General features: G+C 65.0%; 19 protein-coding genes. 4 read left to right on the top strand and 15 right to left on the bottom strand.

All coding sequences use genetic code 11. The annotated features are described in order from the left end of the window. Positions 1-3: 3 nt before the first annotated feature. From X268_RS33780 to X268_RS33725, 12 genes are all read right to left on the bottom strand, one after another. The gene (locus X268_RS33780) at positions 4-534 is read right to left on the bottom strand and encodes a hypothetical protein (protein ID WP_128928954.1); all 531 of its coding nucleotides are present in this window, start codon (positions 532-534) and stop codon (positions 4-6) included. 34 nt (positions 535-568) lie between these two features. Continuing rightward, a complete protein-coding gene (gene lpdA, locus X268_RS33775; RefSeq protein ID WP_128928953.1) occupies positions 569-1,969 on the bottom strand; it encodes a dihydrolipoyl dehydrogenase in 1,401 nt (466 codons plus the stop codon). Positions 1,970-2,026: 57 nt separating this feature from the next. Further along, positions 2,027-2,788 (bottom strand): SDR family oxidoreductase, encoded by a 762-nt coding sequence (locus X268_RS33770; protein WP_128928952.1) that lies wholly within the window; start codon positions 2,786-2,788, stop codon positions 2,027-2,029. Between the two features lie 52 nt (positions 2,789-2,840). Then, positions 2,841-4,082: a 2-oxoglutarate dehydrogenase complex dihydrolipoyllysine-residue succinyltransferase gene (gene odhB, locus X268_RS33765; RefSeq protein ID WP_128928951.1), complete on the bottom strand. Its 1,242-nt coding sequence runs from the start codon at positions 4,080-4,082 to the stop codon at positions 2,841-2,843. Between the two features lie 178 nt (positions 4,083-4,260). After that, positions 4,261-7,218 (bottom strand): 2-oxoglutarate dehydrogenase E1 component, encoded by a 2,958-nt coding sequence (locus X268_RS33760; protein WP_128928950.1) that lies wholly within the window; start codon positions 7,216-7,218, stop codon positions 4,261-4,263. 137 nt (positions 7,219-7,355) lie between these two features. Then, a complete protein-coding gene (gene sucD, locus X268_RS33755) occupies positions 7,356-8,240 on the bottom strand; it encodes a succinate--CoA ligase subunit alpha (protein WP_122400407.1) in 885 nt (294 codons plus the stop codon). A gap of 36 nt (positions 8,241-8,276) precedes the next feature. Further along, positions 8,277-8,756, bottom strand: a complete 480-nt coding sequence (locus X268_RS33750) for a DUF1579 family protein (RefSeq protein WP_128928949.1) — start codon at positions 8,754-8,756, stop codon at positions 8,277-8,279. Positions 8,757-8,760: 4 nt separating this feature from the next. Beyond that, positions 8,761-9,957, bottom strand: coding sequence for an ADP-forming succinate--CoA ligase subunit beta (sucC, locus tag X268_RS33745; protein WP_128928948.1), 1,197 nt, complete (start codon positions 9,955-9,957; stop codon positions 8,761-8,763). A 206-nt stretch (positions 9,958-10,163) separates the two neighbouring features. Beyond that, positions 10,164-11,132 carry a malate dehydrogenase gene (mdh, locus tag X268_RS33740; RefSeq protein WP_028177733.1) on the bottom strand — a complete coding sequence of 323 codons (969 nt, stop codon included), beginning with the start codon at positions 11,130-11,132 and terminating at the stop codon, positions 10,164-10,166. Positions 11,133-11,377: 245 nt separating this feature from the next. After that, positions 11,378-12,565: a cell division protein ZapE gene (gene zapE / locus X268_RS33735; protein WP_128928947.1), complete on the bottom strand. Its 1,188-nt coding sequence runs from the start codon at positions 12,563-12,565 to the stop codon at positions 11,378-11,380. A 208-nt stretch (positions 12,566-12,773) separates the two neighbouring features. Continuing rightward, positions 12,774-13,310, bottom strand: a complete 537-nt coding sequence (gene thpR / locus X268_RS33730) for an RNA 2',3'-cyclic phosphodiesterase (protein ID WP_128928946.1) — start codon at positions 13,308-13,310, stop codon at positions 12,774-12,776. A gap of 176 nt (positions 13,311-13,486) precedes the next feature. Next, entirely contained in the window at positions 13,487-14,122 is a 636-nt protein-coding gene (locus X268_RS33725; RefSeq protein ID WP_164938065.1) for an arylesterase, read from the bottom strand. Between the two features lie 55 nt (positions 14,123-14,177). On the opposite strand from X268_RS33725, the gene X268_RS33720 reads away from it, so the two are divergent. From X268_RS33720 to X268_RS33705, 4 genes are all read left to right on the top strand, one after another. Further along, positions 14,178-14,900, top strand: coding sequence for an ABC transporter ATP-binding protein (locus tag X268_RS33720; protein ID WP_128928944.1), 723 nt, complete (start codon positions 14,178-14,180; stop codon positions 14,898-14,900). Then, complete coding sequence (locus tag X268_RS33715) at positions 14,897-17,467, top strand: ABC transporter permease (protein ID WP_128928943.1); 2,571 nt, start codon at positions 14,897-14,899, stop codon at positions 17,465-17,467. Before X268_RS33720 ends, X268_RS33715 begins: the two co-directional genes overlap by 4 nt. A 280-nt stretch (positions 17,468-17,747) precedes the next feature. After that, positions 17,748-18,539: a Bax inhibitor-1/YccA family protein gene (locus X268_RS33710; protein WP_025575992.1), complete on the top strand. Its 792-nt coding sequence runs from the start codon at positions 17,748-17,750 to the stop codon at positions 18,537-18,539. A gap of 220 nt (positions 18,540-18,759) precedes the next feature. Further along, positions 18,760-19,290, top strand: coding sequence for a GNAT family N-acetyltransferase (locus X268_RS33705; protein ID WP_128928942.1), 531 nt, complete (start codon positions 18,760-18,762; stop codon positions 19,288-19,290). 144 nt (positions 19,291-19,434) lie between these two features. Here X268_RS33705 and X268_RS33700 read toward each other — a convergent pair whose 3' ends face one another. From X268_RS33700 to acnA, 3 genes are all read right to left on the bottom strand, one after another. After that, positions 19,435-19,806, bottom strand: a complete 372-nt coding sequence (locus X268_RS33700) for a DUF2794 domain-containing protein (RefSeq protein WP_128928941.1) — start codon at positions 19,804-19,806, stop codon at positions 19,435-19,437. A 619-nt stretch (positions 19,807-20,425) separates the two neighbouring features. Further along, positions 20,426-21,202 carry a DUF1223 domain-containing protein gene (locus X268_RS33695; protein WP_128928940.1) on the bottom strand — a complete coding sequence of 259 codons (777 nt, stop codon included), beginning with the start codon at positions 21,200-21,202 and terminating at the stop codon, positions 20,426-20,428. Positions 21,203-21,541: 339 nt separating this feature from the next. Continuing rightward, entirely contained in the window at positions 21,542-24,262 is a 2,721-nt protein-coding gene (gene acnA / locus X268_RS33690) for an aconitate hydratase AcnA (protein ID WP_128928939.1), read from the bottom strand. Between the last annotated feature and the right edge of the window lie 127 nt (positions 24,263-24,389).

The following is a 24,389-nucleotide window of genomic DNA, read 5'->3' as shown; positions in this document are numbered from 1 at the left end:
CAGCTACCGCGCCTGGTGCACGCTCTTCCTGAAGCGCTGGATCAGGCGCAGCGTGCGGGAGGACCAGCCTTCGCCGTTGCCGGCGATCAGCTCGCGAATACGGCGCTTGATCGGGTCGACCAGCAGGTGCGCCTTGGCGCGGAGCTTCAGCACGAGATCGTAGATCCGCTCGAACCAGTGCATCTCCAAAAGCTTGTCGCGCGTCACGTCGAACACGAAGGCGGTGACGCCGACGCCGAGCATTTTTGCGAACAGGATCGTGAAGACTGCGCTGGTCCAGTATTCGTGCGCGAGCAGCCACAGCCCGACCAGCTTGAGCGGAAACAGCGGGATCACGGGCACGGCGAACACGATCAGCGTCATGGCCGGCGACAGCGCGTCGACGCGCTCCGTCAGCCATTGCTTGAAGCGCGCCAGCGGGATCGCCGCGACGACCTTCGCAACGATCGGCTCGAGATGGTCCCACAGCCAGGCTTCGATCAGGAAGATGATCGCAAGCAGGACCCAGACCGGTTGAAGAAGGCGGCGCAGCATATGTTTCCCGCCCGATTCGGCGCTGGGCGCGTCGCTACATATGGATGGCCCGCTTGCCGACTGCAAGCGCGGCTTCCTTGACGGCCTCCGAGCGGGTCGGATGCGCGTGGCAGGTGCGCGCGAGATCTTCCGCACTGCCGCCAAACTCCATGAGAACACAGGCTTCATGGATCATTTCGCCGGCTTCGCGGCCGATAATGTGCACGCCGAGCACGCGATCGGTCTTCGCATCTGCGAGAATCTTCACAAAACCGTCGGTGGTCTGGTTGACCTTGGAGCGGCCGTTGGCGGTGAACGGAAACTTTCCGACGGTATAAGCCGTGCCCGCCTGCTTCAGTTCCTCCTCGGTCTTGCCGACGGAGGATACTTCCGGCGTGGTATACACGACGCCCGGGATGACGTCGTAGTTCACGTGACCGGCCTGCCCTGCGATGATCTCGGCCACCGCCACGCCTTCATCCTCGGCCTTGTGCGCGAGCATCGGCCCAGCGACGACGTCGCCGATGGCATAGACGCCCTTCAGGCTGGTGGCGAAATGCGGGTCGATCTGCACGCGGCCGCGGGGGTCGAGCGCGACACCGGCTTCCTTCAGGCCGAGGCCATCGGTGTAGGGCACGCGGCCGATGCAGACGAGCACGACGTCGGCTTCGAGCGTCTCGGCGCCGCCGCCGGCGGCGGGCTCGACCGTCGCCTTCAGCATCTTGCCGGAGGTATCGACGCCCGTGACCTTGGCGCCCAGCTTGAACGCAAAGCCCTGCTTCTCGAGGATGCGCTGGAATTGCTTGGCGATCTCGCCGTCCATGCCGGGCAGGATGCGGTCGAGGAATTCGACCACGACGACTTCGGCACCTAAGCGGTGCCAGACCGAGCCGAGCTCGAGGCCGATCACGCCGGCGCCGACGATCAGCAGCTTGCCGGGGACCTTGTCGAGCGACAGCGCGCCGGTCGAGGACACGATGCGCTTCTCGTCGATCTCGATGCCCTTGAGGCGCGCGATGTCCGAGCCGGTGGCAATCACGATGTTCTTGGTTTCGACCACCTGCGACTTGCCGTCGGCGGAAACCTCGACCTTGCCGGTCCCTAAGATCTTGCCGGTGCCCTTGAGCACGTCGACCTTGTTCTTCTTCATCAGGAACTCGACGCCCTTGACGTTGCCGTCGATGCCCTGCTGCTTGAAGTTCATCATCGCCGGCAGATCGAGCTTCGGCGAGGAGACCGACACGCCCATCTTGGCGAAGGAGTGCGCGGCTTCCTCGAACATCTCGGAGGCGTGCAGCAGCGCCTTCGACGGCATGCAGCCGACGTTGAGGCAGGTGCCGCCGAGGGTTGCGTTCTTTTCGACCACGGCGACTTTCATGCCGAGCTGGCTGGCGCGCACCGCGCAGACATAACCGCCAGGTCCGGTGCCGATGACGACGAGATCGTAGGTAGCCATGAGAGGAAGTCCCGTGAGTTTAGCGTGATGAGGATGTGTCAGCGTCCGCGCGGTGCGTCAGCGTCCGCCGGACACATCGAGAGTGGCTGCGGTGACGTAGGAGGCCTCGTCCGACATCAGCCAGAGGATGGCGCTCGCGATCTCGTCGGCGGTGCCGACGCGCTTCATCGGCACCATATGAGCCAGACGATGGTGCCGGTCGGGCTCGCCGCCCGAGGCGTGGATTTCGGTGTCGATCAGGCCCGGGCGAATGCCCGCGACGCGAATGCCTTCGTTCGCGACCTCATAGCCGAGGCCGGTGGTGAAGGAATCGATCGCGCCCTTGGACGCGGCATAATCGACATAGGTGTTGGGGGCGCCGAGCCTGGCCGCGACCGACGACAAATTGACGATGACGCCGCCCTTGCCGCCATGCTTGGTCGACATCCGCTTCACGGCCTCGCGCGCGCAGAGGATCGAGCCGGTGACGTTGACCGCCAGCACGCGCTGGATGCGCTCGGCCGACATCTCGTCGACGCGCACGCCGCTGGTCCCGACGATGCCGCCATTGTTGACGAGTGCACCGAGGGTGCCGAACTTGTCGGCCTCCTTGAACAGGTTGATGATGTCGCGCTCCTCGGCGACATCGCACTTCACCGCGACGGCCTTGCCGTTGCTCGCTTCGATCTGCGAGACGACCTCGTCGGCGGCCTTCTTGTTGCTGGCGTACCCGACCACGACACGGTAGCCGCGCGCGGCCGCCGCAAGCGCGGTCGCCCGCCCGATGCCGCGGCTGCCGCCGGTGATGACAACGACTTTATCCGTCACGCGCGCCTCCATGGTTCGACACGCGCCGTCGCGAATGGCGACGGCGCTCGCAGAGCATCAGGGATCAGAGATCGAGCACCAGACGCGCCGGATCTTCCAGGCTCTCCTTGACGCGGACCAGGAAGGTAACGGCTTCCTTGCCGTCGATGACGCGGTGGTCGTAGGACAGCGCCAGATACATCATCGGGCGGACCTCGATCTTGCCGCCGACAACCATCGGCCGCTCCTGGATCTTGTGCATGCCGAGAATGCCGGACTGCGGCGCGTTCAGGATCGGGGTCGACATCAGCGAGCCGTAGATGCCGCCATTGGTGATGGTGAAGGTGCCGCCCTGCATCTCGTCGATCTTGAGCTGGCCGTCGCGGGCGCGGCGGCCGAAATCGGCGATGCTCTTCTCGATGTCGGAGATCGACTTGTGGTCGCAGTCGCGCACCACGGGCACGACGAGGCCCTTGTCGGTGCCGACGGCAACGCCGATGTGGTAGTAGTTCTTGTAGATCAGGTCGCTGCCGTCGATCTCGGCGTTGACGGCCGGGATGTCCTTCAGCGCCTGCACGACGGCCTTGGTGAAGAAGCCCATGAAGCCGAGCTTGGCGCCATGCTTCTTCTCGAACGCGTCCTTGTAATGCGCGCGCAGCGCCATGACGTTGGTCATGTCGACCTCGTTGAAGGTCGTGAGCATGGCCGCGGTGTTCTGCACGTCCTTGAGGCGGCGCGCGATGGTCTGGCGCAGCCGGGTCATCTTGACGCGCTCCTCGCGGGCGGCGTCATCGGCCGGCGAGGGCGCGCGCACCTGCACGGCGGCGGCGGGCTGGTTCACCGGGGTCGGCGCGGAGGCGGCGCGCTCGATCGCCGCGAGCATGTCGCCCTTGGTGACGCGGCCGTCCTTACCGGAGCCCGGAACGGTCGAGGCGTCGATGCCGGTCTCGGCGGAGAGCTTTCGCACGGAGGGCGCGAGCGGCGCATCGGCCGGCGGCGCCTTCGGTGCGGCGGCAGCAGCCGGAGCGGCAGCCGCGGGTGCCGGAGCAGCAGCGGGCTTGGCGGATGCCGCGGCGGGCTTGGCCGCGCCGGCGCCGTCGGTGATCTGGCCGAGCAACGCGCCCACGGCGACGGTCGCGCCGTCGGCGGCGATGATCTCGCTCAGCGTGCCCGCGGACGGCGCGGGGACTTCGATGGTGACCTTGTCGGTCTCGAGCTCAACCAAGGGCTCGTCGACGGCGACGGGGTCGCCGGCCTTCTTGAACCAGCGGCCGATGGTGGCCTCGGTGACGGATTCGCCGAGCGTCGGCACACGAATTTCAGTCATGGTCTCTTCCTTAAGGGATCGCCAATGCGGTCATAAGTCGATCGTCAACGGCCCGCGAAAAGCAGGCCATCCAGCAAGCCGGGACGCTTCGCCTTGACGCGGAGGTCACGAGTTACTGGATGCCCCGCTCCGGTGCGCTGGTTGCGCACGAGGCGGGGCCTGACGCAGTTCAAAAAGTTCAGCTCAGTGCTTCGTCCAGGAACGCCTTCAGCTGAGCCTGATGCTTGGACATCAGACCCGTGGCGGTCGCGGCGGAAGCGGCGCGGCCGACATAGCGCGGACGCCGGCTCGCGCCGTTCACCTGGTTGAGCACCCATTCCAGATAGGGCTCGATGAAATGCCAGGCACCCATGTTGCGGGGCTCTTCCTGGCACCACACCATCTCGGCCTTCTTGAAGCGCGACAGCTCGGCCACCAGCGCCTTCAGCGGCACCGGATAGAGCTGCTCGACGCGCATCAGATAGATGTCGTCGATGCCGCGCTTCTCGCGCTCCTCGTAGAGGTCGTAATAGACCTTGCCGGAGCACAGCACGATGCGGCGGATCTTCTCGTCGGGGACGAGCTTGATCGCCTCGTTCGGCAGCATCTGGGCATCATCATAGAGGATGCGGTGGAAGGTCGTGCCCTTCGCCAGCTCTTCGAGACGCGACACCGCCCGCTTGTGACGCAGCAGCGACTTCGGCGTCATCATGATCAGCGGCTTGCGGATCTCGCGGTGCAGCTGCCGGCGCAGCGCGTGAAAGTAGTTCGCCGGCGTGGTCGGGTAGACCACCTGCATGTTGTCTTCCGCGCACATCTGCAGGTAACGCTCGAGGCGCGCCGAGGAGTGCTCCGGTCCCTGGCCCTCATAGCCGTGCGGCAGCAGGCAGACGAGGCCAGACATGCGCAGCCATTTGCGCTCACCCGAGGAGATGAACTGGTCGAACACGACCTGCGCGCCGTTGGCGAAGTCGCCGAACTGGGCTTCCCACAGCGTCAGCGTGTTCGGCTCGGCGAGCGAATAGCCGTATTCGAAACCGAGCACGGCCTCTTCCGACAACAGCGAGTTGATGACCTCGTAATGGCCCTGCTCGCCACCGAGATGGTTGAACGGCGTGTAGCGGCTCTCGTCCTCCTGATCGATCAGGACCGAATGGCGCTGCGAGAAGGTGCCGCGTTCCGAATCCTGTCCGGACAGGCGGACGTGGTGGTTCTCGTTGAGCAGTGAGCAGAACGCCAGCGCCTCGCCGGTCGCCCAGTCGATGCCGTTGCCGCTCTCGATCGCCTTGGCGCGGTTATCGAGGAAGCGCTGAATGGTGCGGTGGACGCGGAAACCGTCCGGCACCTTGGTGATCTTGCGGCCGATGTCCTTCAGAACAGGCAGATCGACGCCGGTGACGCCGCGACGCGCGTCCTCTTCCTGGTCGGCGATCTTGAAGCCCGCCCACTTGCCGTCGAGCCAGTCGGCCTTGTTCGGCTTGTAGGAGGTGCCGGCCTCGAATTCGGCATCGAGCCGGGCGCGCCAATCCGCCTTCAGCTTGTCGACCTCGCCCTCGGTGACCACGCCTTCGGCGATCAGGCGCTTGGAGTAGAGCGTCAGCGTCGAGGGATGGGCCGCGATCCGCTTGTACATCACCGGCTGGGTGAAGGCCGGCTCGTCGCCCTCATTGTGGCCGTAGCGGCGATAGCACCACATGTCGATGACGACGGGCTTGTGGAACTTCTGCCGGAATTCGGTCGCGACCTTGGCCGCGAACACGACGGCTTCCGGATCGTCGCCGTTGACGTGGAAGATCGGCGCATCGATCATCTTCGCCACGTCCGACGGGTACGGCGAGGAGCGCGAGTAGCGCGGATAGGTGGTGAAGCCGATCTGGTTGTTGACGATGAAGTGCACGGAGCCGCCGGTGCGGTAGCCCTTCAGATCGGACAGGCCGAAGCACTCGGCGACCACGCCCTGGCCGGCGAATGCCGCGTCGCCGTGCATCAGGAGCGGCATCACGGAGATGCGCATATCCGGGGGATCGCCGTGCTGATCCTGCTTGGCGCGCACCTTGCCGAGCACGACGGGATCGACGATCTCGAGATGCGAGGGGTTGGCGGTCAGCGACAGATGGATGCGGTTGCCGTCGAACTCACGGTCCGAGGAGGCGCCGAGGTGATACTTCACGTCGCCGGAGCCTTCGACTGCGTCGGGATTGGCCGAGCCGCCCTTGAACTCGTGGAACAGGGCGCGGTGCGCCTTGCCCATCACCTGGGTCAGCACGTTGAGGCGGCCGCGATGCGGCATGCCCAGCACGATTTCCTTTACGCCGAGATTGCCGCCACGCTTGATGATTTGCTCGAGCGCGGGGATCAGGGCTTCGCCGCCGTCGAGGCCGAAGCGCTTGGTGCCGGTGAACTTGGTGTCGCAGAACTTTTCGAAGCCTTCCGCCTCGACCAGCTTCTGCAGGATCGCTCTGCGGCCTTCGCGGGTGAACGAGATCTCCTTGTCGGGTCCCTCGATGCGCTCCTGGATCCAGGCCTTCTGCGCGGCGTTGCTGATATGCATGAACTCGACGCCGAGCGTCTGGCAGTAGGTGCGCTCGCAGATCGCGGTGATCTCGCGGATCGTGCCGTATTCGAGACCGAGCACGTGATCGAGGAAGATCTTGCGGTCGAAATCGGCCTCGCTGAAGCCGTAGGTGCGCGGGTCGAGCTCTTCGCGGTTGCGCTGGGCCTCGATGCCGAGCGGATCGAGCTTGGCGTGGAAGTGGCCGCGCATGCGGTAGGAGCGGATCAGCATCAGGGCGCGGACCGAGTCGCGCGTGGCCTGGAGCAGGTCGGCGGAGGAGATGTCGGCGCCCTTGGCTTGCGCCTTGGCGGCGATCTTGCTGCCGACCGTCTTCTCGACTTCGGCCCAATTGCCGTCGAGCGCGGAGGTCAGATCGTCCTTGGGGGTCAGCGGCCAGTTGTCGCGCTCCCAGGAGGGGCCTTCCGCGTTCTTGCTGATGTCAGCGGGCGCGTCGTTCAGGCTCTTGAAGAACTCCTGCCACTCGGCGTCGACCGAGGACGGGTCCTTCTGGTAGCGGGCGTAGATTTCGTCGATGTAGGTGGCGTTGGTGCCCTGCAAAAAGGATGACAGGGCAAAGGCTGCGTTCGCGTCCTGGCGAGACATACTTGAGTTCCTGGCGATTTCGGTTCGCGCATAACAAACGGCGCTGGCGCCGAGCTCCCCCGACAGGGCTCGACGCGACAGGCACCCTTTACCCTATTTGCTGCGAAACTTCGCCCGGAAAAGCACGAAGAAGTGAATTAGCCTTTCAACTTTTCGGCAAGCGTATGGCCGAGGCGGGCGGGCGACGGGGACACTGTAATCCCTGCCGATTTCATCGCCTCGGTCTTGGAACCGGCGTCGCCCTTGCCGCCCGAGATGATGGCGCCGGCATGGCCCATGCGCCGGCCGGGAGGGGCGGTGACGCCGGCGATGAAGCCAACCATCGGCTTCTTGCGGCCGCGCTTGGCCTCGTCCTTGAGGAACTGGGCGGCGTCCTCCTCGGCGGAACCACCGATCTCACCGATCATGATGATCGATTCGGTCTTGGGGTCGGCGAGCAGCATCTCGAGAACGTCGATGAACTCGGTGCCCTTGACCGGGTCGCCGCCGATGCCGACCGCAGTGGTCTGGCCGAGGCCCTCCTGGGAGGTCTGGAACACGGCTTCATAGGTCAGCGTGCCCGAGCGGGAGACGATGCCGACCGAGCCGGTCTTGAAGATGTTGGCGGGCATGATGCCGATCTTGCACTCGCCGGCGGTCATGACGCCCGGGCAGTTCGGCCCGATCAGGCGCGACTTGGAGCCGATCAGCGAGCGCTTGACGCGGACCATGTCGATAACGGGAATGCCCTCGGTGATACAGACGATCAGCGGGATCTCGGCGTCGATCGCTTCGCAGATCGCGTCCGCCGCGCCCGGCGGCGGCACGTAGATCACCGACGCATCGGCCCCGGTCTTCTCACGCGCCTCGCGCACGGTGTCGAACACCGGCAGGCCCAGATGCGTCGAGCCGCCCTTGCCCGGCGAGGTGCCGCCGACCATCTTGGTGCCGTAGGCGATCGCGGCCTCGGAATGGAAGGTGCCGTTCTTGCCGGTGAAGCCCTGGCAGATGACCTTGGTGTTCTTGTCGATCAGGATGGACATGAGGTCTGCTTTCGCGAAACTAACAGAGTGAGAGGGTCAGTGGATGCGGCGGTAGACGCCGGTGAGCACGTCGGCCCAGCCTTCCGCGTCCGGCGAGAACTGGATCTTCAACGAGTAGGAGTCCTCGTTGATGATCTCGTAGACGTGGCGCGCATTGCCGCGGAGCGAGCCGCGCACCAGCGTCAGGGTCTGGCCGACCCACCCGCCTGAGGCGGGCGAGGGCGGCGTGTAGCCGAGCGAGTCGTACCAGAACAATTTGTAGGTCCGGTCGTCGCGGTCGAAGGTGAAGATGCCGTGAGTGGCGAAGACTTGCTTTCCGTCGCGCATCTGGACCGAGTCCTGGATCAAATAGAACCCGTTCAGATCCATGCGCGCGACGGTGCGCGAGGTCGCCGGCCCGCCCGCCGTCCAGCGCGACGGGAAGACCATCTCCTCACCATCCCATTCGCCGGCGAACGCGGCGAGGCGCGCGTGCTCGGGGAGCGGAGATGATGCGGCGAGATGGTCCTGGGCCATGGCGTCAGCCTCCCTTGACGGCCTTCACGATCTTCTGCGCGGCGTCGTCGAGATTGTCGGCCGGCACCACGTTCAGTCCGGATTCACGGATGATCTTCTTGCCGAGCTCGACATTGGTGCCTTCGAGGCGAACCACCAGCGGCACGCTGAGGCCGACTTCACGAACCGCAGCCGTGACGCCCTCGGCGATCACGTCGCACTTCATGATGCCGCCGAAGATGTTGACCAGGATGCCTTTCACGTTGGGATCGGCGGTGATGATCTTGAAGGCGGCCGCGACCTTCTCCTTGCTGGCGCTGCCGCCGACGTCGAGGAAGTTGGCCGGCGCCATGCCGTAGAGCTTGATGATGTCCATCGTCGCCATGGCAAGGCCCGCGCCGTTGACCATGCAGCCGATGTTGCCGTCGAGGGTGACGTAGTTGAGGTCGTATTTGGACGCCTCGATTTCCTTGGCGTCCTCCTCGGTCTCGTCGCGCAGCGCGAGCACCTCGGGGTGACGGAACAGTGCGTTGTCGTCGAACGACACCTTGGCGTCGAGCACGCGGAGCTGACCCTGCTTGGTCACCACCAGCGGGTTGATCTCCAGCATCGACATGTCCTTGGCGACGAAGGCCGCGTAGAGCTGCGCGGTGAGCTTCTCGGCCTGCTTGGCGAGATCACCGGAGAGCTTCAGCGCGTTCGCAACCGTGCGGCCGTGATGGCCCATGATGCCGGTGGCGGGATCGACCGAGAAGGTGACGATCTTCTCGGGCGTGTTGTGCGCGACGTCCTCGATGTTGACGCCGCCTTCGGTCGAGACGACGAAGGAGACGCGCGAGGTCTCGCGGTCGACCAGGATCGAGAGATAGAACTCCTTGTCGATGTCGGAGCCGTCCTCGATGTAGAGGCGGTTGACCTGCTTGCCGGCGGGGCCGGTCTGCACGGTCACCAGCGTCGCACCCAGCATCTGCTTGGCGAATTCGGAGACTTCTGCGGCCGACTTGGCGATGCGGACGCCGCCCTTGTCGCCGGCCGAGGCTTCCTTGAACTTGCCCTTGCCGCGGCCGCCGGCATGGATCTGGCTCTTCACCACATAGACCGGGCCCGGCAGCGCCTTGGCGGCGGCTTCCGCGTCGCTCGCTTTTAGGACCGGCACGCCCTTGGAGATCGGGACGCCGAACTCACCCAGCAGCGCTTTGGCCTGATATTCATGGATATTCATATGGTCGCTCCCTGAACCCGCGGGCGGTGACCTCTAGGGGCCCACCTCAGTCTTGTGGCTGGCATACCATATACCACAGGAACTGCAACCCGGATTCTTTGACATCGATCTCTGGACTGCCGAACCCGAAGCCCATCCCGACACTGGGCTCCGGAAATGAAACCGCCGAAGACCGGGTTTCGATCTTCGGCGGGATAGGTTGCGCCTTAGCGGCCGAGAAGATCGGGGGCGATCTTCTTGCAGGCATCGACCAGGCCCTGCACCGCGCCGACCGACTTGTCGAAGGCCTCGCGGTCCTTGCCGGCAAGCTCGATCTCGACGACGCGCTCGACGCCCTTGGAGCCGATCACGACGGGCACGCCGACATACATGTCCTTCACGCTGTACTCGCCGTTGAGGTAGGCGGCGCAGGGCAGCACGCGCTTCTTGTCCTTCAGATAGCTCTCGGCCATCGCGATCGCGGAGGCGGCCGGGGCATAGAAGGCGGAGCCGGTCTTGAGCAGGTTGACGATCTCGGCGCCGCCGTTGCGGGTGCGGTCGACGATCTCGTCGAGGCGCGCCTGCGAGGTCCAGCCCATCTTGACGAGGTCGGGCAGCGGGATGCCGGCGACGGTGGAGTACTTCACCAGCGGCACCATGGTGTCGCCATGGCCGCCGAGCACGAAGGCGGTGACGTCTTCAACAGAGACGTTGAACTCGTCGGCCAGGAAGTAGCGGAAGCGGGCCGAATCCAGCACGCCGGCCATGCCGACGACCTTCTTGTGCGGCAGGCCGGAGGCCTTCTGCAGCGCCCAGACCATGGCGTCGAGCGGGTTGGTGATGCAGATGACGAAGGCGTCGGGCGCGTACTTCTTGATGCCGGCACCGACCTGCTCCATGACCTTGAGGTTGATGGAGAGCAGGTCGTCGCGGCTCATGCCGGGCTTGCGCGGCACGCCGGCGGTGACGATGCAGACCTTGGCGTTGTCGAGCGCCTCGTAGGAATTGGCGCCGGAGTAGTGCGCATCGAAGCCGTCGACCGGCGAGGACTGCGCGATGTCGAGCGCCTTGCCCTGCGGCACGCCTTCGGCGATGTCGAACATCACGACGTCGCCCAGTTCTTTCAGGCCGATGAGGTGAGCCAGCGTTCCGCCGATCTGACCGGAGCCAATCAAAGCAATCTTGTCGCGCGCCATGTGAACCTGTCCTTTAGACACGTAAGGAGGGGAAAACTGAGACGGGTGGTTATCCCTTTCGCCTCCCCCGTTCAAGTCGCCCAATGCCCAATTGTCGGGCTTGGCGCGGCCTCGGGCACGCAGCCCTGTCATTCCGGAGCGTGCGGAGCACGAACCCGGAATCCATCGAGCGACAGAGCGCTGAGATGAATGGATTCCGGGCTCGTCGCTTCGCGACGCCCCGGAATGACGGCGGGGAATAGGACTTAAGTCTCCACCAGGCCCTTGGTGGAGCCGCTCGCGGTGGAATCCTTGCGGCCGTGGGCCAGCGCCAGATAGGATTCCGAGCTCATTTCGATCAGGCGCGAGGCGGTCCGCTTGAACTCGTTGGCCTCGTTGCCCTCGGTGGCGAGGTAGAGCGAAATCGGGTTGGCGTCGGCCGAGGCCATCAGTTTCACGGCATTGTCGTAGAGCGCATCGATCAGCGTGATGAAGCGCTTGGCGGCGTTGCGCTGGGAGAGATCCATCACTGGAATATGGTCGACCAGGATGGTGTGATAGTCGTGCGCCAGCCTGAGGTAGTCCGATGCCCCCAGCGGCTTCTCGCAGAGATCGGCGAACGAGAACCGCGCCACGCCATGGGCCGAGCACGGCACGTGCAGGATGCGGCCCTTGATCGAGATGTCGCGCGAGCGGCATTTGGCGCTGCCCGACATCCGATTCCAGGCGCGGTCGAGCGCGGCATCCGCATCGGCGTCCGCCGGCGTCAGCCACATCGGCACCCCCTGCAGCTTCTCCAGGCGGAAGTCGGTGCGCGCATCGAGCCGCGCGACGTCCATGTGGTCGGTGATCTGCTTGATGAAGGGCAGGAACAGCGACCGGTTCAGGCCGCCCTTGTAGAGATCGTCGGGCGCGACGTTGGAGGTCGCGACCACGACAGTGCCGAGCTCGAACAACTTTGCGAACAGGCGTCCGAGGATCATCGCATCGGCGATGTCGGTGACGTGGAATTCGTCGAAGCAGAGCAGCCAACTCTCCTCGAAGATCGCGTTCGCCGTCAGCGCGATGACGTCGCTGTCGGCGATCTCGCCGCGCGCGATGCCCTGGCGATAGTCGTAGATGCGCTCGTGCACGTCGGCCATGAATTCGTGGAAATGCGCGCGCCGCTTGTGCTCCACCGACGTGTGCTGGAAGAACAGGTCCATCAGCATGGTCTTGCCGCGGCCGACCTCGCCATGGATGTAGAGCCCGCGCGGCGTCTCGTCCTTGTCGCCGCTGCCGAACAGGCGGCTGAGCAGGCCCTGCTTGCGCTGCGGGTTGTAGTTCGCAAGCCGCAGGTCCAGCGCCGCATAGGCCTCGGCGACCTCGGCCTGCGCGGCATCGGGCTCGATCGCTCCGGCGGCGATCTGAGCCTGATAGGCTTCGCTGAAGGGGGAACGGGGGGTCGAGAGCATGGCCCTTTACCGCCAGAGACGGACGGAAATTGCAAGCCGTCAATTGGTGCGGGGCGCTATGCGTTCCGCGTCCCGGACGCGCTGCGGCAGCGATAGCGTGTCTTCGCCGCGCTATGGCTGCTGCGCAGGGTCGGGACCCACTATTTCGTTCATCGCCAAATTCTGGAGCGCTGGGCCCCGGCTCTGCGGCCGGGACAACAGAGCGGCGCTACGCACACAGCTCGTAGGCGTCCTCGACGATATACGGGCCGCCGCCGGTGGAGGCGCGCGAGGAGAACAGCACGAAGCGCTCGGCCATGAACGCCTTGCTCGGGAAGTAGCCGCGCAGCGACAGATAGTCGGCGACGTCGCGGTCGGAGGCGTCGTGCAGCCGGGCCAGCGTCACGTGCGGGATGTATTTGCGTCCCTCGGGGTTGAGACCGATCCGCTGCATCATGCGCTCGAGCTCGGCCTGCAATTCCATCAGCGGCTTGCTCGGCGCGATGGTGGCGACCACCGCCCGCGGCTTGCGGCCGCCGAAGCTCGTCAGTCCCTGCACCTTGACCTCGAACGGCTTGCGATCGACGCGAAACAGCATCGAGGCGATCTCGTTGGCGGAGACGCCGTCGATATCGCCGATGAAGCGCAAGGTGACGTGATAATTTTCGGGATCGATCCAGCGGGCGCCGGGAAGGCCACCCCTCAAGTTGGAAAGCGTCTGGCCGATCTCGGCCGGAATTTCCAGACCCGTGAACAAACGCGGCATCGTTCAGCACTCCCGATGCTTGGGTACAGCCCTCGAACAGCGAGGACGATATCCAAATTAGAGCCGGCGACGAATCACCGGTACCCTGATTCCTATCGCAGTTGTGTGACTCTGCGAAGCTTAGGCAGCCTTACCCCGTTAAAACCCTGGGAATTGCGGTGAGCGCTGCCCGCTTTTCAACGCCGATGCTCAGCGATCGTGCCAATGAATGCCTCCACCGTGGGCATGATGTTGCCGACGATGACGTCGACGCCGGCCGCAGTCGGATGAATGCCGTCGCCCTGGTTGAGCTTGGCGTCGGCCGCAACGCCCTCGAGGAAGAAGGGATAGAGCGGCACGTTGAATTTCTTCGCCACATCAGGATAAATCGAATTGAAGCGCGCGTCGTACTCGGCGCCATAGTTCGGCGGCGCCAGCATGCCGCACAGCATCACCGCGATCTTGCGCGCCCTGAGCCGCTGGATGATGTCCGCGAGCGCGGCGCGCGTCACGGCGGGGGCGATGCCGCGCAGGGCGTCGTTGGCGCCGAGCTCGACGATGACGCCATCTGTTCCTTCCGGCCCCGACCAGTCGAGCCGGTCGCGGCCGCCGGAGACGGTATCGCCGGACACCCCGGCATTGATCATCTCGATCGCTATGCCTTTGGACTGCAAGGATTTTTGAAGCTTTTGGGGAAACGCTTCCCGGGCCCCCAGGCCATAACCGGCGCTCAGGGAATCGCCGAGCACGACGAGCTTGACCGGTTTTGTCGCATCCGCCCAAGCCGGCTTCGCCATTGTCATGAAGGCGAGCATCAACACGGCTATGTGCATGAACAATCCGTAACGCCTCTCGACCGCGCTATCGGAGTTGCCATATGACCGGACCATGGACACTCGCATCGACACCTCTTCGCTCGCCGCCAACTCAGCGGACACCATCGCCATCTCCAACGTCAATCTCTCATTGGGCACGGGCGCGGCACGCGTTCACATCCTCAAGGATATCAGCTTGCGGGTCGGCCGTAGCGAGACGATCGGCCTGATCGGCCCGTCAGGCTCGGGCAAATCCACGCTGCTGATGGTGATGGCGGGGCTGGAACGTCCTGATAGCGGAGAGGTGGTGGTATCGGGCACGCCTTTCAATGCCCTCGACGAGGATGCGCTGGCCCGCTTCCGCGGCCGCCAGGTCGGTATCGTCTTCCAGTCCTTTCACCTGATCCCGACCATGACCGCGCTGGAGAACGTCGCGGTGCCGCTCGAGCTTGCCGGCAATCCCGATGCCGCCAGGCGTGCCGCGCACGAGCTGCAATCCGTCGGACTCGGCGACCGCCTGCATCACTATCCGACGCAGCTCTCCGGCGGCGAGCAGCAGCGCGTGGCGCTGGCCCGCGCGCTGGCGCCCGATCCGGCCATCCTCGTGGCGGACGAGCCGACCGGCAATCTCGACGAGGCGACCGGAAAGCAGATCGTCGATCTCCTGTTCAGCAAGCATGCCGAGCGCGGCATGACCCTGGTGCTGGTCACGCATGATGCCTCGCTCGCACATCGCTGCGACCGCGTGATCCGCCTGCGTTCGGGCCGCATCGAAACGCAGTCCGCGCCGGCATGAGCACAGCGGCCGAACCCTTCGCGAAGCCCGGCGGCGTCGCGCTGTCGTTGCGTTATGCGCTGCGCGAATTGCGCGGGGGCCTGCGCGGCTTCTACGTCTTCATCGCCTGCATCGCGCTCGGCGTGATGGCCATCGCCGGCGTCGGCTCGGTGTCGGGGAGCCTCTCCGACGGTCTGGCGCGCGAGGGCCGCACGCTGCTCGGCGGCGACGTCTCGTTCGTGCTGTTCCAGCGCGAGGCCAAGCCCGACGAGGTCGCCTTCCTGCGTTCGCGCGGTGCCGTCTCGACCGCCGCGACCCTGCGCGGCATGGCGCGCGCGGGCGACGGCAAGCTGGCGCTGGTCGAGATGAAGGCGGTCGACGACACCTATCCGATGCTGGGCCAGCTGACGCTGGCACCGCCACTGCCGATGCCCGACCTGCTCGCGGAGCGCGACGGCGCGTTCGGCGCCGCCGCCGATCCGACGCTGCTGGCACGGCTGTCGCTGAAGACCGGCGACCGCGTCACCATCGGCACGGCAACCTTCCAGATCCGCTCGACGGTCGAGGCCGAGCCGGACAAGCTCGCCGGCGGCATCGGCTTCGGTCCGCGCTTCTTGATCAGCGAGGCGGGCTTGCGCGCCACCGGCCTGATCCAGCCCGGCAGCCTGGTGCGCTGGGTCTACCGGGTCAAGCTGCCCGACACGGCCAACAACGAGCGCGCCACCGAGGCCTTCATCGCAGACGCGCGCAGCGCCGCGCCGCAGGCCGGCTGGGAGATCCGCAGCCGCTCCAACGCTTCGCCGCAGCTCGAACGCAACATCAACCGCTTCACGCAGTTCCTGACCCTGGTCGGCCTTGCCGCGCTGCTGGTCGGCGGGGTCGGCGTGGCCAACGCCGTGAAGAGCCATATCGACCGCCGGCTCGAAGTGATCGCGGCCCTCAAGGCCGTCGGCGCCACCGGGCGCGACGTGTTCGGCATCTATCTCGCGCAGGTGCTGCTGCTCGCTTGCATCGGCTCGATGATCGGCCTTGCGCTCGGCGCCGCCATGCCGTTCGCCATCGTCGGCCTGTTCGGCAAGCTGCTGCCGCTGCCGGTGGTGCCGGCCGTGCATGCCGACGAGCTCGCGCTGTCCTTCGTCTATGGTCTCTTGACCGCGCTCGCCTTCGGCCTGTGGCCGCTCGGACGCGTCCACGACGTGCCGGTGGCCGCGCTGTTCCGCGACACCATCAGCTCGGAATGGCACCGGCCGCGCGCGGGCTATCTCGCATTCATGGGCGTCGTGATCGCGCTGCTGATCGCGGTCGTGATCGGACTGGCGTTCGACAAGCGTATCGCGGCGGTGTTCGTGGCCTCCTCGATCGTGGTGTTCGCCCTGCTGCGCGGCATCGCCGCCCTGCTGATGGCGATCGCGCGGCGACTGCCACGGACGCGGCTGCCGATGCTGCGGCTTGCGATCGCCAACATCCACCGGCCGGGCGCGCTGACGCCCTCGGTCGTGCTGTCGCTGGGGCTCGGGCTCGCCGTGCTCGTCACCATCACCCAAATCGACGGCAATCTGCGACGGCAGTTCCTCGCAGCCCTTCCCGACCAGGCCCCATCGTTCTTCTTCATCGACATTCCGAGCGCACAGGCCGAGCAGTTCGACCTCTATCTGCGCCGGATCGCGCCCGGCGCGAAGGTCGAGGACGTGCCGATGCTGCGCGGACGCATCGTCGCCGCGCGCGGGGTGCGTGCCGAGGAGCTCAAGCCGACCACCGATTCCGAATGGGTGCTGCAGAGCGACCGCGGCCTGACCTATACCAGCGAGCTGCCGAAGGGCTCCAAGGTGGTCGAGGGCGAGTGGTGGAGCGCCGATTATTCCGGCCCGACGCTGGTCTCGATGGAGAAGAAGATCGCCGACGGATTAGGCCTCAAGCTCGGCGACGAGATCGTGGTCAACGTGCTCGGCCGCGACATCCCAGCCAGAATCGGCAATCTGCGCACCATCGACTGGCAGGGCCTCGGCATCAACTTCGTTCTCGTGTTCTCGCCGAACGCCTTCAAGGGCGCGCCCCACACCCACATCGCCACGCTGACGGAAGCGGGCGGAAATGCGGCAGGCGACGGCAAGATCATCAGGGAGGTCGCCGACGCCTATCCGATGGTGACGAGCGTGCGCGTGCGCGAGGTGATGGAGACGGTCGGCTCGGTGGTGACCAATCTGGCGCTGGCGATCCGCGGCGCCAGCGCCGTCACCCTGATCTCGGCCATCCTGGTGCTCGGCGGGGCGCTCGCCGCCGGCCATCGCCACCGGGTCTACGACGCGGTGATCCTGAAGACGCTGGGCGCGACACGGCTGCGGCTGCTCGGCGCCTATGCGCTCGAATACCTCCTGATCGGGCTCGCCACGGCGGTGTTCGGCGTGATCGCTGGCAGCTTGGCTGCCTGGATGATCGTGACGCGGCTGATGACGCTGAGCTTCGTCTGGCAGGCAGCCAGCGCGGCCGGCGTGGTAGCGGCCGCCCTGGTTGTCACGGTCGGGCTCGGCCTCGCCGGCACGCTGCTGGCGTTGAACAAAAAGCCCGCCACGGTGTTGCGGAATTTGTGACAAATGGTAGCGGCCCGCCGCGCGGGTACGAAATCGCACGATTCTTGCGATTAACCACGCTGCCTGTCAGGTTCGCGTCAGGATTGCCGCCGAGGGCGACATTCAGCCGCGCGTGGAAGGTTGCGGCGAATGTGTTAGTTTCCCACATATCGAGTGGGTTCGGAGCCCCGATTGTTAGCCAAAATTTAGTCGGTTGGCAGCGGTATCCGAGATAGAGTTTGACGAACCGGCGGCATGGCGACCCTCATGCCGGACCGGACCAACCAACGGGAATTCGACCATGTCGGACCTAGACCGTAACTACGCTTCTCCTTTCGGCAGGGCCGCCGGGCGTGTTGACGCCGCGACGGTCGATGCCGGCCTGCGCGCCTACATGCTGCGCATCTACAATTACATGAGCATCGGCCTCGCCATCACCGGCCTGGCCGCGCTCGGCGTCTACATGGCTGCCGTGACCGACGTTCCGACCCCGGAAGCCGTCCGGGTCGGCAAGCTGTTCCTGACCCCGTTCGGCTACGCGATGTTCGTCAGCCCCCTGAAATGGCTGTTCATGCTCGCGCCGCTGGCGATGGTGTTCGTGATCTCGGCGGGCATCAACCGTCTCGCCCCCTCGACCGCCCAGATCCTGTTCTGGGTGTTCTCGGCGCTGATGGGCATCTCGCTGTCGTCGATCTTCCTGGTGTTCACGCACACCTCGATCGTGCGGGTGTTCTTCATCACCGCGGCGACCTTCGGTGCGCTGAGCCTCTACGGCTACACCACCAAGCGTGACCTGACCGGGATGGGCTCGTTCCTGTTCATGGGCCTGATCGGCATCATCATCGCGAGCCTGGTGAACCTGTTCCTGGCCAGCTCGATGCTGCAGTTCATCGTGTCGGTGGTCGGCGTGCTGGTGTTCGCGGGCCTCACCGCCTGGGATACCCAGCGGCTGAAGAACGACTACATCTACGGCTACGCTTCGGCCGGCGGTGACATCGCAGAGCGTGCGGCCATCACCGGCGCGCTGTCGCTGTACCTGAACTTCATCAACCTGTTCACGCTGCTGCTGCAGCTCCTCGGCCAGCGCGACTAAGCGCAACGACGAGAGAACGGAAACGAACCCCGGCCGAAAGGCCGGGGTTTTTGCTTTGGGGCCGTGGCCTCTCCTCGTCATTGCGAGGAGCGCTTGCGACGAAGTAATCCAGGGTCCCTCCGCGGATGCATTTCTGGATTGCTTCGCTGCGCTCGCAATGACGGGGGTGGATGCGGCGGACCCCCTTCCGGCAGCCGCGGGAAGGCTCTAATCTTTCCTCATGTCCGCACCTGAAATCAGGCCCACGCTTGAGGCCGACCTCCCCGCCATCACCGCCATCTACCAGCAAGCCGTGCGCGAAGGCACGGCGACGTTCGAGCTGGAGCCGCCCGACCTCTCGGAGATGACACGCCGCTATCGCGCGCTGATCGACGGCGGCTATCCCTATTTCGTCGCCATCCTCGACGGCCGCGTGGCCGGCTATGCCTATGCCGGTGCCTATCGCCCGCGCCCGGCCTACCGCTTCACGGTCGAGAACTCGATCTATCTCGATCCAAGCTTCCATCGCCGCGGCATCGGCGCGTTGCTGCTGGAACGGCTGGGCAAGGAATGCGAGGCGCGCGGCTTCCGCCAGATGATCGCGGTGATCGGCGATTCCGCCAATGCCGGCTCGATCGGCGTGCACACCAAGGGTGGCTTCAAGATGATCGGCACGCATCCCAATGTCGGGCTGAAATTCGGCCGCTGGTTGGACACGGTGATGATGCAGCGCGACCTCGGCGAGGGCGCGAAGACGGTGCCAGGGAGTTAGATTTATTCGTCATTCCGGGGCGATGCGCAGCATCGAACCCGGAATCCAGAAGTTGTTTGCGAGCGCGGATCGAGATTCTCAGGCGCGCAACTGCGCGCCGGAGCTCGCGACTTTGTCGCGCCCCGGAATGACGACCGAAGGTCGTCACACCACCGCCAGCTTGCGGTCGATCACCAGCAGCACGCGCTCGAGCTCGTGGCCACGGCGCAGGATCAGGCCCGTCGCCGAGATCACGCTGTACATGCCCTGCTTGCGGGCCAGGCGCGGGTCCTTCTCGATGCGATAGATCGGCACTTCCGAGGCGCGGCGATAGACCGAGAACACCGCGCGATCCCTGAGGAAGTCGATGGCATAATCGCGCCACTCGCCGTCGGCGACCATGCGGCCGTAGAGATTAAGGATACGGTGCAGCTCGAGCCGGTTGAACGTCACCCGGTTCAGTTGGGCACTCGCAGCGGCGGGGCGCGCCGCCGCGCGCTGCTCGCTCGGATCGGCATCCTCCGACGTCAGACTCATGGGAAGCGCCTCCTCATCGCAACAGCACGATCCGCGTCCGCGAAGACCGTCCCCGGAACCTCGGAACATGACAATTGCATGATTGCGCCAACCGGCCACCGCCGCAAGACCCCCGATGGAACTCGGTGAACTCAACCGGTGGAATCGGCTGCGAATCAGGCCACACGCAGGGGTGGAACTCTGTCGCGACGAACCGTCACGGGATCGTGCTCAAGAATCTTAGTCTCGCCGCTTTTCCGCCTAGCGACTGCCGCCCTGCACTGCGAAAAGGCTTGAGTGCGTTGACCCGGTCCTTTCGGTTCCGGATTCCTCAGCCCCCAGCCCCCCGGGGTCGAACAGGATCGGGTCTGTACGCGCGACAAGGAGGGCCAACGCGAGTTGGTCCTTTTTTGTTTGTGTCGGGCTGTGTCCGGCGCGTCTCTTCTTCGAGAAGCGCGAAGACTGTCTCTCCTCATCCTGAGGGCCGCGCCCTTGCGCGGCGTCTCGAAGGATGAATGGCCAAAGCCGTATCAGCGGGGGCCTTTCATGGTTCTCGCGGCGATGCGAAGCATCGTCCGCTACGCGCACAAGAGCGCGCTCCTCACCATGAGGGTTGAGAGCAAGCGCAACGCTCGAAAAATCAATGCAGCGACGTGTACGCCGCGCCCAGCATCGGGCCCGGCCGCTCGCGGCTGCCGTCCTGAACATAGACCACCGCGCCGTCGACACCCTCGCGCGTGAGGTTCTCGATCGGCACCGTCCAGCTTTCCGGACGCCCGGTCCAGTCGCCGACCTTGAGCAGGTTGCGAACGACGTTGTGGTAGGTGACCTGCTGCCCGCGATTCTCGCCGCGGGTGATTGCGATCGGGACCGACTTGGCGATCGAGCAGATCCAGACCTCGCCATGCGAGACGGCCGGCTCGTTGCTCGCGGCCACCGACACGTTGATCTGCTTGCCCGCGAGCGACATTGTCACCGGCACGCTCATCACGCCCACACCCTTATCGGACTTGCCGATCGCGTTCTCGATGCCGGCACGGTCGCTGCCGATGACATGCGCGGAGCCGTTGACCACGACCTGCGGCGTGTAGACCTCGCGGTCGCCGCGCATGCGCGAATAGGCGCGCTGCCGTGCCGAGAAACGCGAATCCGCCAGCGTGTCCTTCCAGCCGAGATAGTCCCAATAATCGATCGGCATGCTCAGCGCGATGATGGACGGGTCTTTCGAGAGATCGCCGATGATCTGGTCGGCGGGTGGGCAGGACGAGCAACCTTGCGAGGTGAACAGTTCGACCACCGCACGAGGATCGGCTGCAGCGGGACGGATGACGGCGACGATCGCACAGATACCGAGGGCGCCCGACCAGAAGGCACCGGACCAACGTGAAACCAGATGAGAAGCCGTCATTGTTGTCATGTCGAACGCCGCACACCATTGCTCGTGGGAAGGGGATCTTATCGCCGGATAGTCACCGTAGTCTTACGAGGCGCGGCACGCTCGACCGTCCGGGCAAATCGTCCAAAGGGAGATTTTCCGCCGGGCGGGCCCATCTAGAACATGCCGCAAACGCACGAAGGCGGCCTTGTGATAGGCCGCCTTCGTTTAAGCTTCTACTCACTTCGCAGTGAGCCATCGTTCACAAATTCGCGCGCCAAAGCGCCATAGGCGCGCTTTGGGCTGTTGTTTGAGCATGATCTTTCCGGAAAACCGCTGCGCACTTTGCGCTAATGCGGCCCGACGGGTCCGGATCATGCTTTAGGCCGCGAGCTTGCGCAGCACGTAGTGCAGGATACCGCCGTTGCGGTAGTAGTCGAGCTCGTCCAGCGTATCGATGCGGCAGAGCAGCGAAACACGCTGCAACGAACCGTCGCCGGAGACGATCTCCGCGGTCAGCTTCTGGCGCGGCTTGAGGTCGCCGACGAGGCCCCGCAGCGTGACCTTCTCGTCGCCCTTCAGGCCGAGCGACGACCAGGAGGTGCCTTCCTCGAAGGTCAGCGGCAGCACGCCCATGCCGACCAGGTTGGAGCGATGGATGCGCTCAAAGCTCTGGCAGATCACCGCGCGCACGCCGAGCAGGCGCGTGCCCTTGGCAGCCCAGTCGCGCGAAGAGCCGTTGCCGTATTCGGCGCCGGCGAACACCACCAGCGGCACCTGCTCCTGCTGGTACTTCATCGCGGCGTCGTAGATCGACATCTGCTCGCCGTCGGGCCAGTGCTTCGTCAAACCGCCCTCGGGGATGTTTCCATCCGCGCCCTTGAGCATGAAGTTCTTGATGCGGATGTTGGCGAAGGTGCCGCGCATCATCACTTCGTGGTTGCCGCGGCGCGTGCCGTACTGGTTGAAGTCGGCGGGACGCACCTGGTGCTCGCTGAGATACTTGCCCGCGGGCGAGGTGAGCTTGATCGAGCCGGCCGGCGAGATGTGGTCGGTGGTGATCTTGTCGCCGAACATGGCGAGGATCCGCGCCTCGACGATGTCGGTGACCGGCTCGGGCTCCTTCTTCATGCCTTCGAAATAGGGCGGGGTCTGCACGTAGGTCGAAGACATGTTCCAGCGATAAGTCTCGCTCTCGACCGTCTTGATCTTGCGCCAGTTGGTGTCGCCCTTGAACACGTCGGCATACTTCTTCTTGAAGATCGACGCGGTCACGAACTTCTTCATGAAGGCGTTGATCTCCTTGGTCGTCGGCCAGATGTCCTTCAGATAGACCGGCTTGCCGTCCTTGCCCTCGCCGAGCGGCTCGGGGGCGAGGGTCTTGGTGACGCTGCCGGCGAGCGCGTAGGCGACGACCAGCGGCGGCGAGGCGAGGTAGTTCGCCTGCACGTCCGGCGAGACGCGGCCTTCGAAGTTGCGGTTGCCGGAGAGCACGGCGGCCGCGACCACGCCATTGTCGTTGATCGACTTCGAGATCTCCTCAGGCAGCGGGCCCGAATTGCCGATGCAGGTGGTGCAGCCGAAGCCGACCAGATTGAAGCCGACCTTGTCGAGATGGGGCTGCAGACCGGAATTGGCGAGATATTCCGCCACCACCTGGCTGCCCGGGGCGAGCGAGGTCTTCACCCACGGCTTGGCCTTGAGGCCCTTCGCCGCAGCGTTACGCGCCAGGAGGCCGGCGCCGATCAAGACGCTCGGATTCGAGGTGTTGGTGCAGGAGGTGATCGCGGCGATCACGACATCGCCATGGCCGATGTCGAAGTTCTTGCCTTCGACGGGGAAGCGCTTCGCCGGCTCCTCGGCCTTCTTGTATTCGCTGCCGAGCGCAAGCGAGAAGCCGTCCGCCACGGTCGGCAGCGCAATGCGGCCTTCGGGGCGCTTCGGGCCGGCCATCGACGGCACGACGTCGCCGAGGTCGAGGGTCAGTGTTTCCGTAAACACCGGATCGGGCGACTTGGCGGTGCGGAACAGGCCCTGCGCCTTGGCGTAGGCCTGCACCAGCGCGACGCGTGCCGAGGCGCGGCCGGAGGTCTTGAGGTAATCGAGCGCGGCGGCATCGACCGGGAAGAAGCCGCAGGTCGCGCCGTATTCGGGGGCCATGTTGGCGATCGTCGCCTTGTCGGCGACCGAGAGATGGTCGAGGCCGGGGCCGAAGAACTCGACGAACTTGCCGACCACGCCGAGCTTGCGCAACATCTGCGTGACCGTGAGCACGAGATCGGTCGCGGTGACGCCTTCCTTCAGCGCGCCCTTCAGCTTGAAGCCGACGACGTTGGGCAGCAGCATCGACAGCGGCTGGCCGAGCATGCAGGCTTCCGCCTCGATGCCGCCGACGCCCCAGCCGAGCACGGCGAGACCGTTGACCATGGTGGTGTGGGAATCGGTGCCGACCAGCGAATCGGGATAGGCGACCTCGAAGGTGCCGGTCTTCTTGCCGATCGTCATCTTCTCCTTCTTGGTCCAGACCGTCTGGGCAAGATATTCGAGATTGACCTGGTGGCAGATGCCGGTGCCGGGCGGCACGACGGAGAAGTTCGAGAACGCCTTCTGGCCCCACTTCAGGAACTCGTAGCGCTCCTGGTTCTGCTTGTACTCCTCGGTGACGTTCTTGCCGAAGGCCTTGTTGTCGCCGAAGAAGTTCACGATCACGGAGTGGTCGATGACGAGGTCGACCGGCACCAGCGGATTGATCTTTTCGGCGTCGCCGCCGAGCTTCTGCATCGCGTTGCGCATCGCGGCGAGATCGACCACCGCCGGCACGCCGGTGAAGTCCTGCATCAGCACGCGCGCCGGGCGGAACGCGATCTCATGCTCCAGCGACTTCTTGCGCAGCCATTTCGAGACGGCGACGATGTCCTCTTTCTTGACCGAGCGGCCGTCCTCGTTGCGCAGCAGGTTCTCGAGCAGGACCTTCATCGAATAGGGAAGCTTGGAGATTCCCTTCAGACCATTCTTCTCGGCCGTGGGCAGGCTGTAATAGACATAGGTCTTGGCGCCGACCTTGAGGGTCTTTTTGCATTTGAAGCTGTCGAGCGAGGTCATGTAGGAAATCCCAATTGTTAGTTATACCCGGCAGGGTATCTTAACACCGTCAGCGATCAGGCTGGGCCGCTTGCAGGGGCGGGTTGAGTTGCTGCATCAAGTAGTTCCGGGCTTATAGAAGCTTTCT

This window comes from Bradyrhizobium guangxiense (assembly GCF_004114915.1).
Lineage (GTDB): Bacteria > Pseudomonadota > Alphaproteobacteria > Rhizobiales > Xanthobacteraceae > Bradyrhizobium > Bradyrhizobium guangxiense.
Note: the sequence above shows the minus strand (reverse complement) of the source record. Positions and strands in the feature narration are given on the sequence as shown.

What these genes read in the sequence shown, in the direction of transcription:
- X268_RS33780 (WP_128928954.1), bottom strand. Translation starts at nt 534, where the DNA reads ATGCTGCGCCGCCTTCTTCAACCGGTCTGGGTCCTGCTTGCGATCATC.
- lpdA (WP_128928953.1), bottom strand. Translation starts at nt 1,969, where the DNA reads ATGGCTACCTACGATCTCGTCGTCATCGGCACCGGACCTGGCGGTTAT.
- X268_RS33770 (WP_128928952.1), bottom strand. Translation starts at nt 2,788, where the DNA reads ATGGAGGCGCGCGTGACGGATAAAGTCGTTGTCATCACCGGCGGCAGC.
- odhB (WP_128928951.1), bottom strand. Translation starts at nt 4,082, where the DNA reads ATGACTGAAATTCGTGTGCCGACGCTCGGCGAATCCGTCACCGAGGCC.
- X268_RS33760 (WP_128928950.1), bottom strand. Translation starts at nt 7,218, where the DNA reads ATGTCTCGCCAGGACGCGAACGCAGCCTTTGCCCTGTCATCCTTTTTG.
- sucD (WP_122400407.1), bottom strand. Translation starts at nt 8,240, where the DNA reads ATGTCCATCCTGATCGACAAGAACACCAAGGTCATCTGCCAGGGCTTC.
- X268_RS33750 (WP_128928949.1), bottom strand. Translation starts at nt 8,756, where the DNA reads ATGGCCCAGGACCATCTCGCCGCATCATCTCCGCTCCCCGAGCACGCG.
- sucC (WP_128928948.1), bottom strand. Translation starts at nt 9,957, where the DNA reads ATGAATATCCATGAATATCAGGCCAAAGCGCTGCTGGGTGAGTTCGGC.
- mdh (WP_028177733.1), bottom strand. Translation starts at nt 11,132, where the DNA reads ATGGCGCGCGACAAGATTGCTTTGATTGGCTCCGGTCAGATCGGCGGA.
- zapE (WP_128928947.1), bottom strand. Translation starts at nt 12,565, where the DNA reads ATGCTCTCGACCCCCCGTTCCCCCTTCAGCGAAGCCTATCAGGCTCAG.
- thpR (WP_128928946.1), bottom strand. Translation starts at nt 13,310, where the DNA reads ATGCCGCGTTTGTTCACGGGTCTGGAAATTCCGGCCGAGATCGGCCAG.
- X268_RS33725 (WP_164938065.1), bottom strand. Translation starts at nt 14,122, where the DNA reads ATGCACATAGCCGTGTTGATGCTCGCCTTCATGACAATGGCGAAGCCG.
- X268_RS33720 (WP_128928944.1), top strand. Translation starts at nt 14,178, where the DNA reads ATGGACACTCGCATCGACACCTCTTCGCTCGCCGCCAACTCAGCGGAC.
- X268_RS33715 (WP_128928943.1), top strand. Translation starts at nt 14,897, where the DNA reads ATGAGCACAGCGGCCGAACCCTTCGCGAAGCCCGGCGGCGTCGCGCTG.
- X268_RS33710 (WP_025575992.1), top strand. Translation starts at nt 17,748, where the DNA reads ATGTCGGACCTAGACCGTAACTACGCTTCTCCTTTCGGCAGGGCCGCC.
- X268_RS33705 (WP_128928942.1), top strand. Translation starts at nt 18,760, where the DNA reads ATGTCCGCACCTGAAATCAGGCCCACGCTTGAGGCCGACCTCCCCGCC.
- X268_RS33700 (WP_128928941.1), bottom strand. Translation starts at nt 19,806, where the DNA reads ATGAGTCTGACGTCGGAGGATGCCGATCCGAGCGAGCAGCGCGCGGCG.
- X268_RS33695 (WP_128928940.1), bottom strand. Translation starts at nt 21,202, where the DNA reads ATGACAACAATGACGGCTTCTCATCTGGTTTCACGTTGGTCCGGTGCC.
- acnA (WP_128928939.1), bottom strand. Translation starts at nt 24,262, where the DNA reads ATGACCTCGCTCGACAGCTTCAAATGCAAAAAGACCCTCAAGGTCGGC.